General features: G+C 39.5%; 16 protein-coding genes and 2 riboswitches. Of the genes, 1 reads left to right on the top strand and 15 read right to left on the bottom strand.

Features of this window, described 5'->3' with window-relative positions; genetic code table 11:
- Positions 1–2 precede the first annotated feature (2 nt).
- From cbiE to LAV82_RS16850, 10 genes are all read right to left on the bottom strand, one after another.
- On the bottom strand, positions 3–1,199 hold the full coding sequence (cbiE, locus tag LAV82_RS16895; protein ID WP_499716522.1) for a precorrin-6y C5,15-methyltransferase (decarboxylating) subunit CbiE: 1,197 nt from the start codon (positions 1,197–1,199) through the stop codon (positions 3–5).
- The gene (locus tag LAV82_RS16890; protein ID WP_499716521.1) at positions 1,189–2,292 is read right to left on the bottom strand and encodes a cobalt-precorrin-5B (C(1))-methyltransferase; all 1,104 of its coding nucleotides are present in this window, start codon (positions 2,290–2,292) and stop codon (positions 1,189–1,191) included. The genes cbiE and LAV82_RS16890 overlap by 11 nt, the downstream gene beginning before the upstream one ends.
- A gap of 3 nt (positions 2,293–2,295) precedes the next feature.
- A complete protein-coding gene (locus LAV82_RS16885) occupies positions 2,296–2,943 on the bottom strand; it encodes a precorrin-8X methylmutase (protein ID WP_013083415.1) in 648 nt (215 codons plus the stop codon).
- A 5-nt stretch (positions 2,944–2,948) separates the two neighbouring features.
- A complete protein-coding gene (gene cobK, locus LAV82_RS16880; protein WP_013057314.1) occupies positions 2,949–3,716 on the bottom strand; it encodes a precorrin-6A reductase in 768 nt (255 codons plus the stop codon).
- Positions 3,713–4,615: a sirohydrochlorin chelatase gene (locus tag LAV82_RS16875; RefSeq protein ID WP_211079503.1), complete on the bottom strand. Its 903-nt coding sequence runs from the start codon at positions 4,613–4,615 to the stop codon at positions 3,713–3,715. Before LAV82_RS16875 ends, cobK begins: the two co-directional genes overlap by 4 nt.
- An 18-nt stretch (positions 4,616–4,633) precedes the next feature.
- The gene (cobJ, locus tag LAV82_RS16870; protein ID WP_029322133.1) at positions 4,634–6,256 is read right to left on the bottom strand and encodes a precorrin-3B C(17)-methyltransferase; all 1,623 of its coding nucleotides are present in this window, start codon (positions 6,254–6,256) and stop codon (positions 4,634–4,636) included.
- Between the two features lie 13 nt (positions 6,257–6,269).
- Positions 6,270–6,650: a (2Fe-2S) ferredoxin domain-containing protein gene (locus LAV82_RS16865; RefSeq protein ID WP_013057317.1), complete on the bottom strand. Its 381-nt coding sequence runs from the start codon at positions 6,648–6,650 to the stop codon at positions 6,270–6,272.
- 101 nt (positions 6,651–6,751) lie between these two features.
- Positions 6,752–6,931: riboswitch (cobalamin riboswitch) on the bottom strand.
- Between the two features lie 118 nt (positions 6,932–7,049).
- Positions 7,050–7,228: riboswitch (cobalamin riboswitch) on the bottom strand.
- Between the two features lie 146 nt (positions 7,229–7,374).
- On the bottom strand, positions 7,375–7,533 hold the full coding sequence (locus tag LAV82_RS16860; protein ID WP_013057318.1) for a hypothetical protein: 159 nt from the start codon (positions 7,531–7,533) through the stop codon (positions 7,375–7,377).
- Between the two features lie 347 nt (positions 7,534–7,880).
- Positions 7,881–8,918, bottom strand: a complete 1,038-nt coding sequence (locus tag LAV82_RS16855; protein WP_029322135.1) for a M42 family metallopeptidase — start codon at positions 8,916–8,918, stop codon at positions 7,881–7,883.
- A 107-nt stretch (positions 8,919–9,025) separates the two neighbouring features.
- Positions 9,026–10,297 (bottom strand): cation:dicarboxylate symporter family transporter, encoded by a 1,272-nt coding sequence (locus LAV82_RS16850; protein ID WP_029322137.1) that lies wholly within the window; start codon positions 10,295–10,297, stop codon positions 9,026–9,028.
- A gap of 386 nt (positions 10,298–10,683) precedes the next feature.
- Here LAV82_RS16850 and brnQ point away from each other — a divergent pair, with 386 nt between their 5' ends.
- On the top strand, positions 10,684–12,039 hold the full coding sequence (gene brnQ, locus LAV82_RS16845) for a branched-chain amino acid transport system II carrier protein (protein WP_211079501.1): 1,356 nt from the start codon (positions 10,684–10,686) through the stop codon (positions 12,037–12,039).
- Positions 12,040–12,078: 39 nt separating this feature from the next.
- Here the strand turns inward: brnQ and LAV82_RS16840 are convergent, their stop codons facing one another.
- The 5 genes from LAV82_RS16840 to LAV82_RS16820 form a co-directional block, all read right to left on the bottom strand.
- Positions 12,079–12,456 carry a UCP033725 family protein gene (locus tag LAV82_RS16840; protein WP_013057322.1) on the bottom strand — a complete coding sequence of 126 codons (378 nt, stop codon included), beginning with the start codon at positions 12,454–12,456 and terminating at the stop codon, positions 12,079–12,081.
- A 14-nt stretch (positions 12,457–12,470) separates the two neighbouring features.
- Positions 12,471–13,628: a hypothetical protein gene (locus LAV82_RS16835; protein WP_499716520.1), complete on the bottom strand. Its 1,158-nt coding sequence runs from the start codon at positions 13,626–13,628 to the stop codon at positions 12,471–12,473.
- A 186-nt stretch (positions 13,629–13,814) separates the two neighbouring features.
- Entirely contained in the window at positions 13,815–14,012 is a 198-nt protein-coding gene (locus LAV82_RS16830) for an IDEAL domain-containing protein (protein WP_013057324.1), read from the bottom strand.
- 134 nt (positions 14,013–14,146) lie between these two features.
- Positions 14,147–15,430 carry an ammonium transporter gene (locus LAV82_RS16825; protein WP_025751686.1) on the bottom strand — a complete coding sequence of 428 codons (1,284 nt, stop codon included), beginning with the start codon at positions 15,428–15,430 and terminating at the stop codon, positions 14,147–14,149.
- Positions 15,427–15,843, bottom strand: coding sequence for a hypothetical protein (locus tag LAV82_RS16820; protein WP_013057326.1), 417 nt, complete (start codon positions 15,841–15,843; stop codon positions 15,427–15,429). Before LAV82_RS16820 ends, LAV82_RS16825 begins: the two co-directional genes overlap by 4 nt.
- Positions 15,844–16,066 lie beyond the last annotated feature (223 nt).

Here is a 16,066-nt window from a genome sequence, read left to right as displayed (position 1 = left end):
ATTCATTCTCCTCTTCTGGCTGTAATAATATAAATGGGGTTTAAAGCGTCAAATCGCGTTAAATGTAAAATGGGCTTGCTTCTCGAAATTTGTGCAAGGGTAACAGCAGTCTCAAAGCCTCGTTCTTTAAAGGCTTTCATCGCTTCTGCTAAATTTTCAATCGTTACGGCATTTAATACGATGCGCCCTCCTGAATTTAACCGGCTGCAGCAAACATCTAAAATTGTTTCCATGCCTCCTGCTGTACCTCCAATAAACACCGCATCAGGATCAGCAAACTCATTGAGTCCTTCCGGTGCTTTTCCGTGCACAGTGTGGGCGTCTACTCGAAATTTCGATAGATTTTCCCTGCAGTTTTCTAAGTCTGCTTCATTTTTTTCCACGGCAAAAATTTGTCCTTCACGCGCAATTTTAGCCGCTTCAATTGCGACTGAACCCGTACATGTTCCGATATCCCATACGACGCTGTCTCTCTTTAGCTGCAGGGCGCTAATACTAAGTGTACGAACTTCTTTTTTGGTAATAAGTCCTTTGTCCGGCTTGCGTTGAATAAATTCATCGTCCTCTATTCCAAGAGACCAGACTGGGCTCTTTTCTACCTGCTTTAATATCACGACATTAAGCGGAGAAAAGAGTTGATTCGCCGCCTCTTCCAGCGAAAGCAGCTGACAGCGCTCCGTTTCTCCACCTAGGTTCTCTGCCACAAACATCTTGTATTCTGTCATGCCGAATGATAATAAGTAGTTTGCCAGAGCACTAGGAGAATTTTGCTCATCGGTTAAAATCGCCACTTTTTTATAGCCGTCAATGCGCTGAGCCAGTCCCTTCATGCTTCTGCCGTGCACGCTTGTAAAATAAGCGTCTTGCCATCGCTCTTTTAGACGTGAGAATGCAAGCTGAATAGAACTTAAATAAGGATATATTTCAACGTCTAGCTTCGTAGAAAGATAGCTCCCAATTCCGTAAAATAACGGGTCGCCTGAGGCTAACACAACCGCATTTCCTTCTTCGTTTTTTAAACGTTCAACAAGAGGAGAAAGACCCCCTTCAATCGCTACTTTTTCTCCTTCGAAATCTTGAAAAAAATCTAGGTGACGCTTCCCTCCAATTAGCACATCACTTTCATACACCCACTGTTCATACATAGGAAGCAAACTTAACTTCCCATCGTCACCAATTCCAATAATTTTAATTGCCATGTTGCACCGCCTGTCCTAAAAAATCTCCTTTTAATGTGTAAAGAGACGTATCGACATCGATTCCGTCCCCTACTTCCTTTAATGCTGATAAACAGCAGTACTCGCACAGTTTTTCAAAAAACTGATGATGACCGCTTTGCGTCATTAAATCTCCCACTTGAGAAGCTGTGTTTGCACCTTTTATTTCTTCTACCAGTTCAGCAGAAGCGCCTGACTCAGAAGCCGCTTTTGCTAAAAAATTAAAATCAATGGGTGCACTTTTTGAATGAACCATCATAACGCCTTGCGCGACTTTTGAAAACTTTCCCATCATGCCTACAAGCGACACTTTTTTCATTCCTTGCTTTTTACATTGTTTTAAAGTAAATCCAACAAAATCTCCCATTTCGATAAATGCTTCTTCCGGAAGTTCAGGGAACTGTTTCATTCCATACTTTTCGCTTCGGCCCCCTGTCGTAATGACAACGTGCTCACAATTACTCGCTTTAGCAACGCTGATGGCCTGCACGATACTTGCTTTATAAGCAGCTGTTGAGAACGGAACGACAATCCCCCGCGTCCCCAGTATCGAAATGCCTCCTAAAATACCTAGACGCGCATTTAATGTCTTTTTCGCCATTTCTTCTCCTTTAGGAACCGAGATGACAATCTTAACGCCTTTTTGTATATTGTATTCAGCTAGAAGCTGCTCAGCCGTTTCTTTCAGCATCTTTCTTGGAACAGGGTTAATGGCTGCCTCACCGACAGGAACTGGGAGGCCGGGCTTTGTCACACGCCCTACTCCCACTCCTCCATCAATGATAATGTCTGCACCATTACACCACGAAACTTCAGAAATAATCAGCGCTCCGTGCGTGGCATCGGGATCGTCTCCAGCATCTTTAATGATGCTAGCTACAGCGCTGCTTGTGCGATACTCGCATTCTTCAAGATGAAATGTAGCAAAGCGGCCGACAGGTAAGTAAATCGTTGACTCATCTTGCACTTCTCCTGAAATTAGCGTAAGCAGAGCTGCTCTCGTAGCTGCCGTTGCACAAGCGCCCGTCGTATAGCCTTCTCTGAGTTTCTTAGGTTCTTTTGGTACTTCCTTCATGCGTTACACCTGATCTGCAAGAATTGAAATTGCATTTAATGCAGCAACCGTTACCGTACTGCCGCCTTTTCGCCCGATGTTTGTAATAAACGGCACGTCAAGTTTTGCAAGTTCTTCTTTAGATTCAGCTGCTGAAACAAATCCTACCGGCAGACCAATAACAAGCCCAGGCTTCGCTTCTCCTTCTTTAATCAAACGAATTAATTCAAGTAAAGCTGTGGGTGCGTTCCCAATTGCAAAAATTCCTCCGTCTGCTTCTTTGATGGCTTTTCGCATAGAAATAATTGCACGCGTTGTATTTAAGCGCTTTGCTTCTTCCATTACGTCCGGATCTGAAATATAAACTTTGATTTCACCGCCGTGTTTTTCAATTCGCTGCTTGTTTGTTCCTACTTGCACCATTTGTACATCTGCAACCACTTGCTTGCCGCTGCGAATGGCTTTAATTCCTGCTTGAATCGCATCCGGATGAAACAGCATGCTGCGTCCAAGCTCAAAGTCTGCAGACGCATGAATTACGCGCTGAACAATTGGGTACTGTTCGTCTGTAAACGGATGAGGCCCAAGCTCTTCTGTAATCATTTCAAAACTTTTTCCTTCAATTTGCTGAGGCTGAACAGTTAACGGTTTAAATTCTGTACGAAAATCCATCTCAATCAACTCCTAGTTTGGTTTACTAAAGCATGAACCACTTCTTCAAACGTGGAATACACGGTCCCATACTCAATTTTCGGTCGCCCAATCATAATAATATCTAAGCCTAACTCTTTAGCTGCTTCCACTTTTTCATCCACAGATCCAACTTTTCCGCTTTCTTTTGTGACCATGACTGTCACTCCGTATTGCTTATACAGCGCTCGATCAAACTCTTTTGTAAACGGCCCTTGAATAGCAATAATATTTTTTTGCGGAAATCCTAATTGCTGGCACTTTTCCATATTATCCAGCCTTGGAAGCATACGAGCAACAAGCCGTACATCTGAAAGAGGAAGCAGCTTTTCTGTAAAAACCTGCAGCGTCTTGCTGCCTGTTGTCAGCATAATAACTCCTTTTTTCTCAGCTGCTACTTCTGCTGCTTCTTCATACGTAGAAACCATCGTCATATTATCATAGGTAAAAGCCTGCGAAGCCCGCTCATAGCGTATGTAAGGAATCGCTGTTTCAGCAGCCGCACCGATAGCATTTTTAGATGCTTCTTCTGCAAAAGGATGACTTGCATCCACAATAGCTTTTACACGATGTTCGTTTACAAAATCCGTCATATCTTCTTTTGTGAGACGTCCAATTTTCACTTTCACTTCTGCACGCTGTAATTCGATAGCTGCGTTTTCGGTTACAACCGTTGCCGTAACCTCATGACCTGCTTTTTTCACTTGCACGGCTAATGCACGTGCATCGCTAGTTCCGGCTAACAATAAAATCATTTTAGCTCGCCGACCTTATCTTCACGGTGCTGATGGTCGTGATGGTGATCGTGATCATGGTCATGGTCATGATCGTGATGATGGTGGTGATCAATATGCTCCATAATGCCGAGGCGATATTGACACGTATCGCAGTTCATTTTCACTTCACCTTCTAATCCTTCTTCAGCACGTTCTTTTAAAATTGTCTGCAGTTTTGGGTGAAAACCGAAATAGCCGGCTAGCTTAAACTCAATGTTTTCATGCTGCATTTTATACTGCTTCACCATTTCTTCTAATCGCTTAATTAATACTCCTGTAAATAAGAAATACGGGAGAATAACCACTTTTTTAGCGCCCAATTTCAAACATCGCTCCACGCCTTCATCAATCAGTGGTGCGGTCACGCCCATAAAAGAAGTTTCGACGATTTTATAATTTGTTTTTTCCCAAAGAAGGCGCGTAATTTTATATAAATCACTGTTTGCATCAGGATCACTTCCTCCTCGCCCTAAGACAATAATAGCCGTGTCTTCAGCTGGAGTTTCTAAATTCTCTCCTGATTCTTGTAATCTCGTTTTTAAAATTTCAAGGGCTTCTTCATGAACGCCAATGGGACGTCCGTATACGAAGTTTACGTGTGGATATTTTTTCTTTGCTTCATCTATAGCCGCTGGAATATGTATTTTAGAGTGTCCAGCAGGCAAAAGCATAATTGGAATTACAACTACATCTTGTGCTCCTTTTGCCACACATGTATCAATGCCTTGACTTACATTTGGGCGTTCAAATTCTAGAAAACACGTTTCTACTAAAATAGATGCGTCCCAATCATGCTTCATAGTCGAAATAAATTCCCGAATTTGATCGTTCCCTTCAGGATCTCTGCTTCCATGACCGACAAATAAAACTGATTTCATATAATGTCCTCCTATTTTTTAATCTCCACACGGAGCTGGTTCTACTTTTATTTTTGGTGTTATATCTTGATAGTCGAATCCATAAACGTTCTTCACACGCTTAAAGAATTTATGAAATCGCTCATTAGGATGACCTTTTTCTTTATATTCATGGATAATGTTCTCCACTATTTCAACAATTTCATCGGGTGCTATGCCTTCCGCCACAATTTGACCTGAATGCGCATTGCGTCCAACCGTTTTAGCTCCTAAAAATAAATCAAACGCACCTTTTCTATAGACAATGCCGATATCTTCTTGAACAGCGCCGTAACAAGCCATACCGCATCCATTGATACCAAGCTTCAGCTCTTTTGGCATGTCCATTCCCCCGAGGCGCTTTTGTAATTCTTCCGTATGTGGAATAGCATCGCTTTTTTCTCCATCGCAAAAATCACACGCTTTGATTGTGAACACGTCTCCAACCGGAGATAGTAAAAAGGAAGCTGCTTGGAGCTTTTTAATAATCACATCTGGCTGAGCCGTTGGAATTTGCAGTTTAATTTGATGGTCAGGTGTATACTCCATCGTACCTTTTTCACCAACAACTTCCGCTAGTGTTGTCATTTGAACAGGCGTGAATTTCTTATTTGCAAGTCCTGGACTAACTGCTACTTCAAAGATAGACTCGATTGGCTGGTGTACGACCGCAGAAGTGGATTCACCTAAAATTGCTTGAAGCGCTTCTTCTGCAAGAGCTCGTGAAGTTGCTTTTTCTTCTCTTGTGTTCTGAACTGCTTCAATAGCTGAAGCTGTTTGCTTTACAGTCTCTTCTTGATCGAGAGCCCATGGTTCTGCTTCTTTTCGAAGTCGCTGATGCGGTCTTAGCGGCTGCTCCGTTTGGTTGAGGGTATATTTCCGCTGATATCCTCGCGGTGTAATCATTAAATCGTCGTAAAAGAATGTAGATGAATTTCCGACAACAACGGTAGTCAGCATGCCTATTTCATGGTTTAACATGTCTTTTAAGTTGGTCATTACGACTTCTTCACGGTCACGATAAGCGCTTTTAACAAGACCAACAGGCGTATCAGGGGAACGGTACTTTAATAGAATCCTTTGCGCTTCAACAATTTGTCTTGTTCGTCTTCCGCTTTTTGGGTTGTAAAAAGCCACTACGAAATCTGCTTGTGCAGCTGCTTCAATTCTTTTTTCGATTAGCTCCCAAGGCGTAAGGTGGTCACTTAAACTAATCGTACAAGCATCGTGCATCACGGGCGCTCCAAGGAGAGATGCGCATGAATTAATAGCCGAAATGCCAGGAATTACTTCCATCTCTACGCCCGTTTCTTTTTTCCAGCCTTTTTCAATCAACACTTCATACACAAGGCCTGCCATTCCGTATACTCCTGCATCTCCGCTTGAAATGACAGCTACGGTTTTGCCCGCTTCAGCTTGCTTTACAGCTTCTTGTGCACGGCTTACTTCTTCGGTCATTCCCGTACTAATAATTTGCTGATTCGTTAACAGTCCTTGAATTAGTTCCACATAGGTTTTATAACCGATGATCATATCACTTTCTTGAATGGCTTCTCTTGCTCGCTGTGTAATATGTTCAAAGCTTCCTGGCCCAAATCCAATAACTAACAGTTTACCTTTCATGCTAGCTCCTCCTTTATGCGTTACTTTTTACTTTGTCAATTCCTTCTATGGAGTCACTGTTTTCCGGAGAAACGAAACCATTTTGATCACATTCATAAATAAGCGATTCCTTTATACTGCAGCCTCCTGCTAAATGCTCTTTGACAATCCGGTGAGCCACGGTTTCAGTGACCTGCTTGTACCAATCTCCTGAAGGATAGACGATAGCTACAGGAGCATCTTTGCATCGTCCGTTACAGCGCGTACGCGTTGTATGAACCGTTTCATCCAAATCCAGTTCCGTCACTTTATTTCGAATAGCTTGCGTGGCTTCTTCTCCACCTTTTCTCATACAGCTGCTTCCATTACAAATCAATACGTGATGTTTTGTTCCATTTAAGTTCCACGTCGTCACACTCATTCGCTCCTTTACTAAAAGAAGCGCCTCTATCAATGATAGAGGCGCAGAAAATTCAAACTAAGTTTTTGCACTTCCACCTATATCCCGTAGGGTAAGCTTCGCATTAGAAAAAGGCTGGTTTCCTGACTTCGATTCATCACTTGATTGCGCCTTCCCGAATACAGTGGCATATGCAATCAGCTCGTCTTCACAGTGGCGGGTACCGCGCTGGCTTCACACCAGACTTCCCATTTAACGCAATGTGAACATTGCGCACCTTTTTTGCACGATATGTAGTTTTACGCTACGAGAAAAACCCGCTTCGCTAATATGCGAGCGGGTAAAACGTCAGAGTAAGAGTGTACACGAATGCCACTTTAAGCCAACGTCTCCCTTCCCGCTCCCCGGAGAAATAGAAACTTCACAATAAAGACAGGTCTCCTGACTTGTGTATCATTCTACTTGAGAACCTTCCCGTGATTTTTTCACAGTGGTTATACTCGTTCGTCCACACTTACAGTTGCGGGGACAGTACTGGCATTTCACCAGTTTCCCTATTAAGCCTTCTTGGCATCTTTACTGTTGCTGTTTGATATATATGAACCTTTTAAACTATCAGAATAATAGAAGTAACTACCATATCATAGCGTACATTTTTTTTTATTTCAACTCTATTCTTTTCGGAAGATACAAGTATCTATAAAAAAACAAGAGCATAAAATCAGCTCTTGTTTTTTCATTATATAGCTACTAATGTTAAATGAGGATCATTATAATACACAACTTCTGAAAGAACTTTACAGCCATTTGTTTTAGCAAAAGCTTCTCTCGCCTGTTTTTCAGTTTCAAATTCAAACATTTTCATTTCTTTTCCAGCATATACCGTCAGTACCCACATGAAAAGATTCGCCTCCGATTATTGTAGTGATCGCTATATCCACATTATGCCGAAACCATTTCCTTTTGAAAACCCATTCTACAAAACTTGTCACAAGAAACTTTTAAAAATTTAAAAACATTTTAACTTCTGTAAATGAACACAATGTACAAAAGGTTTAAGCAGTATTGTACCTCTTTAAAAAAGGTGCTTTTTTAACCCACTGTTGCTTCACCAGTAAAAAAATATATAGTATTTATTAAAAAAAGAAGCCGGACAGCCGGCTTCTTTTTTAGGAAAGGACAGACATCACAATCCCGTCCTGTTCTTTATTTTGCATAAAAATACATTAATTAAATATTCCTTTCTTAAAGCAGAACCATGTTCGACTGCACATAGTAATAAAGAAGCTTATACGTATGATTCAATGAATCTTGATGCGTTCTCTCAAACGCATGAGAAGAATCAATTCCTGGACCAATTAAGCCGTGTACGATATCGTGTCCGGCACGAATAGCAGCAGAAGCATCTGATCCGTAAAACGGATAAATATCTAATTTGTACTGAATATCATGCTGCTTAGCTAGCTCCACCAAATGCCTTCTCAAACCGTAATGATATGGGCCGCTTGAATCTTTTACACAAATAGACACGGTGTATTCATCAGTAGATTGTCCATCTCCCATAGCACCCATATCAACCGCTAAGTATTCTACAGTTTGAGGCGTAATGTTGGAATTTCCTCCGTATCCAATTTCTTCATTATTTGAAATGAGAAAGTGCGTAGTGTATGGCAGTTCGATCTGTTCTTCTTGAATTGTTTTCATGAGCTGAAGCAATAAAGCTACGCTTGCTTTATCATCGAGATGACGAGATTTAATAAAACCGCTTTTTGTTATTTCTACACGAGGATCAAACGAAACAAAGTCGCCGACTTCAATTCCAAGGCTGCGAATATCTTCTGCGCTATGTACTTTTTCATCCAGTCGAATTTCTATATTTTCTTGATTCCGCTCAGCTTTCCCTGCATCTTTATACACATGAACAGATGTTTGATGCATAAGAATGGTTCCTGTAAATACTTCTCCTGATGAAGTTTCAATTTCACAATATTCTCCTTCAATAGAATTGTAGCGAAACCCTCCAATCAGGTCGATTTTCAGACGTCCACTCGGTTTGATTTCTTTTACCATAGCACCTAATGTATCGACATGAGCCGTCAGCATGCGGTGGTGATCTGTATCTTTACCGGGAATAGTAGCGACTAAGCCTCCTTTTCGATTGCGATACGTTTGAATATTTAGCTCTTTTACATAGTCTTCGACAAATGAAATTACCTTTTCTGTATTTCCAGAAGGACTGGGAATCGAAACAAGCTTTTTAATTAACTGAACAGTTTCCGTCATTATGACACTTCCTTTGTCTCTCATTTCTTTTATTTTACCATATGTTTCAAAAAAGATAACAGGCAGCTCCAAACAAAAAAGCCGGGCAGCTGCCCGGCTTTTTTGTTTTAAGCTATGTTTGATTTCTTTAATTCATTTGTGTAATTTAATGATTTTTGCTTATCAAACTCGCCTTCAGACTTGGACATTACAATAGCAGCTAAAGCATTTCCTACTACGTTAACTGTGGTACGCATCATATCAAGAATGCGGTCAATTCCTGCAATAAATGCCATGCCTTCAAGAGGGAAGCCCATAGATTCAAGTGTAGCAAGTACAACTACAAACGATGCCCCTGGTACACCAGCCATTCCTTTTGAGGTTAACATTAGCACAAGAAGGAGCTGAATTTGATCCATAATGGAAAGGTCGATGCCGTACATTTGAGCAATAAACAGCGATGCCAGCGCCTGATAAATGGTTGAACCATCTAAGTTAAACGTGTAGCCCGTTGGAATAACAAACGATGTAACCGATTTAGAACAACCGAAGTCTTCCATCTTTTTGATAAGAGATGGTAAAACGGCTTCTGAACTTGCCGTTGTAAAAGCAAGAAGCAGCTCGTCTTTTAACACTTTTATCAGCGTAAACATGCTTGTTCCAGCCATTTTAGCAATAATCCCAAGAACCACAAGCACAAAGAAAATCATGGTGAAGTAAACGGCGAACACTAATTTTCCTAATGGAATAAGTGATCCGACACCAAACTTTATAATATTAACACCAATAAGTGCAAATACACCTACTGGAGCAAATTTCATCACCAAATTAGTTACCCAAAACATTGCATCCAAGACGCCTTCAAAAAAGGCTAAAACAGGTTTTCCTCTCTCTCCAATCGAAGCTACGCCTACACCAAACAGTACGGAAAATAAAATGATTGGTAAAAGATCGCCTTCTGCTACCGATTGAAAGACGTTTGTCGGAACAATATGAAGAAGCTCTTGAGCAATCCCTGTACTTTCAGACGTTTTTGCCGTTGCCTCATATTGAGAAATATCGCTTTTTTCAATATGTCCCATATCAACCCCTGCACCAGGGTGGAATAAGTTCGCGGCAATAATCCCCACTACAATAGCAATGGTTGTAACAACTTCAAAATAAAGAATTGTTTTTCCGCCAAGCTTACCTAATTTTTTGATATCGCCTACTCCTGCGACCGCTACGATTAATGCTGAAATCACGATCGGTACGACAATCATCTTAATTAAATGAATAAATATGTCTCCAACCGGCTGTAAAATAGAAATGGCTGTATCGCTTCCATAAAAAATAGCACCTACAGCTACGCCTAAAATCAGTCCAATTAGAATCTGAGTTGCTAGACCTAACCTTTTCACTTTCTTGCTCCTTTCGCACAGTTGACTTTCATCCATCGAGCATATGCGGTTCCGCGAACCGTGTATAAATATACATCCTTAAAGCACCTTGTGTAAACAGTTCTTTACTAAAAGGATGTAAGGCCGCACATGCGAATTTTTAAAAGCCACGGTTCTGTTTTATCATATCAAATAATTGTTGTATATTGAGATTTTTTTGCTAAGTATTTTTCTATTTTTGCTATTTCAGCGAATAAATTAAAAAAATAAAATTTTATATTGAAATATGCATTTTAGGTTAGTATAATACGATACATGTTTATTTTTATTATTCGAATATAAAATTCTGAAAATTTTAATTATTCAACACGATAATAAAAAGCATTTATAATTTTGGAGGTTTTAATGTGTCAAACAAAGTTCCTTTTTCATTTATAGTGGTTATTGGCTTTATGCTTTTTGCCCTATTCTTCGGCGCAGGTAATTTAATCTTCCCTGCAATGTTAGGTCAGTCTGCTGGAAGCAATATTTGGTCAGCAAACGCTGGATTTTTAGTAACGGGTGTAGGTCTACCTCTTCTAGGTGTTCTCGCATTTGGTTTTTCCGGAAAAGAGGATCTGCAGTCTTTAGCTAGTCGCGTACATCCAGCTTTCGGTATTATCTTTACTACAATTTTATACTTGGCAATCGGACCACTTTTTGCGATGCCGAGAACGGGAAGCGTTTCGTTCGAAATCGGCGTTAAGCCTTTTTTATCAGAAAATTCAGGGCACCTTCCCCTTATCATTTTCACGGTAATTTTCTTTACTATTACCTGCTTTTTTTCGCTAAACCCTGCGAAAATTGTCGATTTAGTAGGAAAAGTTTTAACACCTATTAAATTAACGTTTATTGGAATATTGGTAGTTGTAGCCGTCGTGAACCCAATTGGAAAATTTGAAGCACCAAGCGAAGCTTATACAACACACGCATTTTTTAAAGGCTTCCAAGAAGGCTACTTAACAATGGATACACTAGCATCATTTGTTTTTGGAATTATTATTATTAATGCAATTAAAGAAAAAGGAGCAAAAACTAACCGACAAATTATCACAATTTGTGCAAAAGCTACGGCTATCGCTGCCGTTATTTTAGCTCTTATTTATAGTGCATTGTCCTATATGGGTGCTTCAAGCGTATCAGAGCTTGGACGTCTTGATAACGGAGGTACGGTTTTGGCTGAAGTATCAAATTACTACTTTGGCTCTTACGGTGGAATTCTTTTAGGTCTAATGATTACCGTTGCTTGTTTAACGACAAGTGTAGGTCTTGTAACATCTTGTTCATCTTTCTTCCATAAGCTGTTTCCAAGGGTTTCTTATAAATTAATTGCTGTTATTTTATCAGCATTCAGCGCCATTGTAGCGAACTTTGGTTTAACGGAATTAATCGCTATTTCGGTTCCGGTCTTAACAGCTATTTATCCGTTAGCTATTGTGTTAATTGCTTTAACATTCTTACATCCTTTATTTAAAGGCCGTTCTGAAGTTTACCAAGTAAGCCTTCTGTTCACGTTTATCGTTAGTTTATTTGATGGCTTAAATGCTGCTGGATTCAAAATTACGGCAGTAAACGATCTGTTTACATCGATTCTACCTATGTATGGAGTGGGTCTCGGCTGGGTAGTTCCTGCTATTGTAGGAGGATTAATCGGTCTTGGCATTACCTTCCTTCGTACAAATGATAATACGAACAAAAACACTTCAAGAAAATTGATTAAATAAAAAGAGGATGCGAGTGCATCCTCTTTTTATTATGGCGTCTTATGAATAAGGAGTTTTTTTCTCCATTAACTTCACTTCTTCTCTTAACACATGTTTTTCGTATAGATATTTATCCGTACGTTGAAAATGATATTTATCAGCTTTTTCTTTTTCAGATGTGGTCAAAAGCACTCGATGATTAGAAGCATCTGACACACCAAACGTTTCATTTTGATAAGTAGCATACGGAGCTACAAAAAACACTTCTTCAACAGCATCACGAGGAACTTCTTTTGTAAAAGTCGTGTCATTGTATGGAATGAATCCATTTGCTACATCGCCTTCATCATAGCTAATTAGCTTTACACACCCGTTTTCCGTTTCATAACATTCATAATCTCGTTCATTATATGCTGCATACAAACCTTTTCGAATCACAAAAAACCAGTCCTTTACATTGGGTTAGCAACCGCTGGTACAAATCGTTTCTCTTCTGCCACATAGGTAGCTAAAAGTACTTCTTCCCCATTTACCACTTGGTATAGTTCCGCTCCGTTTGCTGGTGGATAATAGTTATCAAATTTGAACTCTGGAACGGTTTCCCCGTTTCGAGATCCTGTAAACCCATTAAGCGTACATGGAGGTCCGTCTGTTGTTTTTCCTCCGAACACAGTTCCGTAGGGAATATCAACGTGGCTTATCGCTTGCGATTTAAATTTGATTACACCGTACGTCGATCCTTCTTCAGGAAACAGCCTTTTGCCTGAACCATCGGTGTAATCTAAACGTAAGCTTTCAACAAAATCTTTGTACGAAGTAATATCATGAACATCTTCAGCTTTAGCTACATATCCTCCCACTGCTGTATAAGATCCATCTACATACTTTTCAATATCTTTAGCAGGGATCGTTTTTTGCAGCAGCGTATCTTTTGTAAGGGGAGAAACAGAGTCACGTATAGCCTTCATTACTTCTATTTCATGAGAAGTTAATGTTTTAACATCCTTTAATTTTAGTTCATTAAACTCCTTTTTTGTAAGATTAACGCGCTTCAGCACTTCATTAATTTTTTGATCAAAATCTTCTAAGCTTTCTAAATCTGAAGCCGTATAATGAGCATCAACTGCTCTTACATCTTTATGTACTTTTTTAACTTCATTTAATTCATACTGTTCTACTTCATCAGCCGTTTTAAACGTTTCAACGCTTGAAATGGTTTCGCCATTCGTATCAGCTACAACGTAACCGTCTTCAGCTTTGATTACATATCCGACTTCTCCGTTACCTAACGCAATTAAGTCTGACTGTTGAAAAGCGGCTTTCTCTTTTTCTTTTTGAAATTCCTTATCTGTCATTCCGTTAGTAACGAGAGCTTTAAGTTCTGACGTGTCTTTACTGTCTTTTTGATTTGCTTCTACTTTCTCAGCTGTAACTGATGAAGTTTCTGTATTAGATGGAGAATGAGTGACCGTCCCGATGACAAAAATAAGACCAAACATAATCCCTATGCCATACAAAAATTTGCTTGTTTTATGAGCTCTAAATAAAATTCCTAACACAATGCAAACAATACCTGCAATCAAGCTATCTACTAATAATAGATGTCCCAATCAAATCCCTCCTCTTTAATTCTTGTTTATGTTAAAAAAATCCATAAAAGAAGTCAATACAATTAATGTAAATAAAGTTTTAAATAGGAATATATTCATAATTATTACTAATTAATCCCTTTTAGTAGATCTCAAAAATAAAACACACCACCTAAAAATAGATGGTGTGTGAAGTATAGTAAGTAATTAAGAAATTTGTTTAAGTTCTGATGAGAGTTTTAAAAACTCTTCTTTATTTTTCATCAATAGCGTGCGGTCGATTTCTTCTTTTAGCTGTGCTTTACGAAATTCTGCAATCGCCTTGTCTAAAATCATCTCAGCGAATAATGCATCAAGCACCTTTCCGTTGGATTTTTGCGGTGAATTAAGTAAATTCTTTTTCATAAGAAATCAACTCCTTGGCTTTTTTATAATATAACACAAATATTCTGACTTTTCAATCATTTAAACCAAGTATTTTACATCTATTTTTTTCCACATAAAAAGGCCGCCCTTTTGTTATAAAGCGCGGCCTTTTATTACGAATCTGCGGCTTTTTCTTTTACTTCCGCATAGTAGTTTTCATATTCAATAAATTCAGGAGCTTGATGAGCTGCCATGATACCGTGGTAGCTGATATCTAAGCCCACTTCTTCTTCTTCTTCCGTAGATCGAAGCGGAACCACCAAGGAAATAACCTTTAACCCTATCCACGTCGTAACAAATCCCCAAGCGCATAGAGCGATTAACCCAAGAAGTTGAACGCCAAGTAACGTCCAGCCTCCTCCTGTAAACACACCGCCGTCTGTAGAAAACAAGCCCACAGCCAACGTGCCCCATATTCCCGAAGCAGCGTGTACAGGAAAAGCTCCTACAGGATCGTCGATTTGACGTGCTTCGAGCCAGTTTGTAGCTGCCATCATTAATAAGCCAGATACAGCTCCAATAAAAATAGCAGATGGTGTGTTAACAAAAGCGCACCCGGCCGTAATGCCAACCAGTCCAGCAAGCGATCCATTTATTACAGAAGGTGCATCTGAGCGGTTGTAGCGAAATAAAGTATAAAATAAAGTAGCTGCTCCGCCTGCTGCTGCTGATAACATTGTGACAATAGCAATGTGACCAATTCTAACGTCAGTGGCACTTAGCGTACTTCCTGCATTAAACCCGAACCATCCAAACCATAATAAAAAAGCACCCACTGATGCAAGCGGCAAATTGCTTGGAAGAGAAACAGAACTAATTCCATTTTTCGTGAACTTCCCTTTTCTCGGACCAATCATTATTGCAGCTGCTAAAGCTGAAAAACCGCCAAGAGCATGGATAACTGCCGAACCGGCAAAATCAAGCATCCCTAACTTACTAATCCATCCGCCTCCCCAAATCCAGTGGCCAGCTATAGGATAAATAAATGTAGTCATCAAAATCGCATATAAAAGATATGCGCGGAAATTAATTCGTTCTGCCACCGCTCCAGAAACGATAGAAATGACCGCAATAACAAACGCACATTGAAACAGCCAAAACGTTTCAAGCCCAATTGGAATGTCAAGGTGCGATAAATTACCTGAGAGCGCAAAACCGCTTTTACCGACAACTCCACCTAAATCATCACCGTACATTAATCCAAAACCAATTAAATAGAAACAAAGCGTTCCTATTGTAATATCAGCGAATACTTTCATAATAATATTCACGCTATTTTTATAGCGGACAAAACCTGCCTCTAGCAAGGCAAAGCCGCCTTCCATTAACAAAATCATCGCCGCTGTTAACACGACCCACGTTGTATTTATCCCTAAACTTAGTTCATTAACACTCATATCCCAACGCCTCCACTGCTTTTTAATCGTTTTATTTCTTGTACAATAGCAGGCGAAAGCGTAATTTCACTTGTTTCTTCATTTTCCGCTTTTATTAATTCAAGAACTTCATGAAGTTCTCGCATTTGTGCTTTAAGGTGATCAATTTTTTTAAAGCGTTCCTTTACGTATACCATATACTCGACCGCTTGATGCTGACTTAAAGGACGCCCGGTAAAAAATTTACGAAACGGTGATAGTGATTGATACCAAGCTTCTTCAGCACGTTTCTTCTCTTCGTATTTACTAATTTTCGTTTTTATATCTTCTATTTCTTGTGCTTTAGCTTCTTTTAACTTCATTATAAATTCAATTAATTTTAATTGAGGCAATGTAATGACCACATTATGATAAAGTTCATCCACTATAACCATGTTATATCTCCTTACATAAGATGTTATATTATGATTATATGTAGAACACTATAGTAAGTCAATGTAATTTTTTGAAAACTCTTTAAATAGTAAATGCGCCCTATCTTTTTAATACTTATAGAATATTAAGTTCCTATGTGTTGAAATATGACGTTATTTGTTTTATCGTAGGAAGAGGAATCATGTTAGTTCCCTATTTTAATTTTATTTACCTAGGCAATTA

Source organism: Bacillus sp. ILBB4 (genome assembly GCF_035064545.1).
Taxonomy (GTDB): domain Bacteria; phylum Bacillota; class Bacilli; order Bacillales; family Bacillaceae_H; genus Priestia.
Note: the sequence above shows the minus strand (reverse complement) of the source record. Positions and strands in the feature narration are given on the sequence as shown.

What these genes read in the sequence shown, in the direction of transcription:
- cbiE (WP_499716522.1), bottom strand. Translation starts at nt 1,199, where the DNA reads ATGGCAATTAAAATTATTGGAATTGGTGACGATGGGAAGTTAAGTTTG.
- LAV82_RS16890 (WP_499716521.1), bottom strand. Translation starts at nt 2,292, where the DNA reads ATGAAGGAAGTACCAAAAGAACCTAAGAAACTCAGAGAAGGCTATACG.
- LAV82_RS16885 (WP_013083415.1), bottom strand. Translation starts at nt 2,943, where the DNA reads ATGGATTTTCGTACAGAATTTAAACCGTTAACTGTTCAGCCTCAGCAA.
- cobK (WP_013057314.1), bottom strand. Translation starts at nt 3,716, where the DNA reads ATGATTTTATTGTTAGCCGGAACTAGCGATGCACGTGCATTAGCCGTG.
- LAV82_RS16875 (WP_211079503.1), bottom strand. Translation starts at nt 4,615, where the DNA reads ATGAAATCAGTTTTATTTGTCGGTCATGGAAGCAGAGATCCTGAAGGG.
- cobJ (WP_029322133.1), bottom strand. Translation starts at nt 6,256, where the DNA reads ATGAAAGGTAAACTGTTAGTTATTGGATTTGGGCCAGGAAGCTTTGAA.
- LAV82_RS16860 (WP_013057318.1), bottom strand. Translation starts at nt 7,533, where the DNA reads ATGTGGGTACTGACGGTATATGCTGGAAAAGAAATGAAAATGTTTGAA.
- LAV82_RS16855 (WP_029322135.1), bottom strand. Translation starts at nt 8,918, where the DNA reads ATGACGGAAACTGTTCAGTTAATTAAAAAGCTTGTTTCGATTCCCAGT.
- LAV82_RS16830 (WP_013057324.1), bottom strand. Translation starts at nt 14,012, where the DNA reads ATGAAAAAGAATTTACTTAATTCACCGCAAAAATCCAACGGAAAGGTG.
- LAV82_RS16825 (WP_025751686.1), bottom strand. Translation starts at nt 15,430, where the DNA reads ATGAGTGTTAATGAACTAAGTTTAGGGATAAATACAACGTGGGTCGTG.
- LAV82_RS16820 (WP_013057326.1), bottom strand. Translation starts at nt 15,843, where the DNA reads ATGGTTATAGTGGATGAACTTTATCATAATGTGGTCATTACATTGCCT.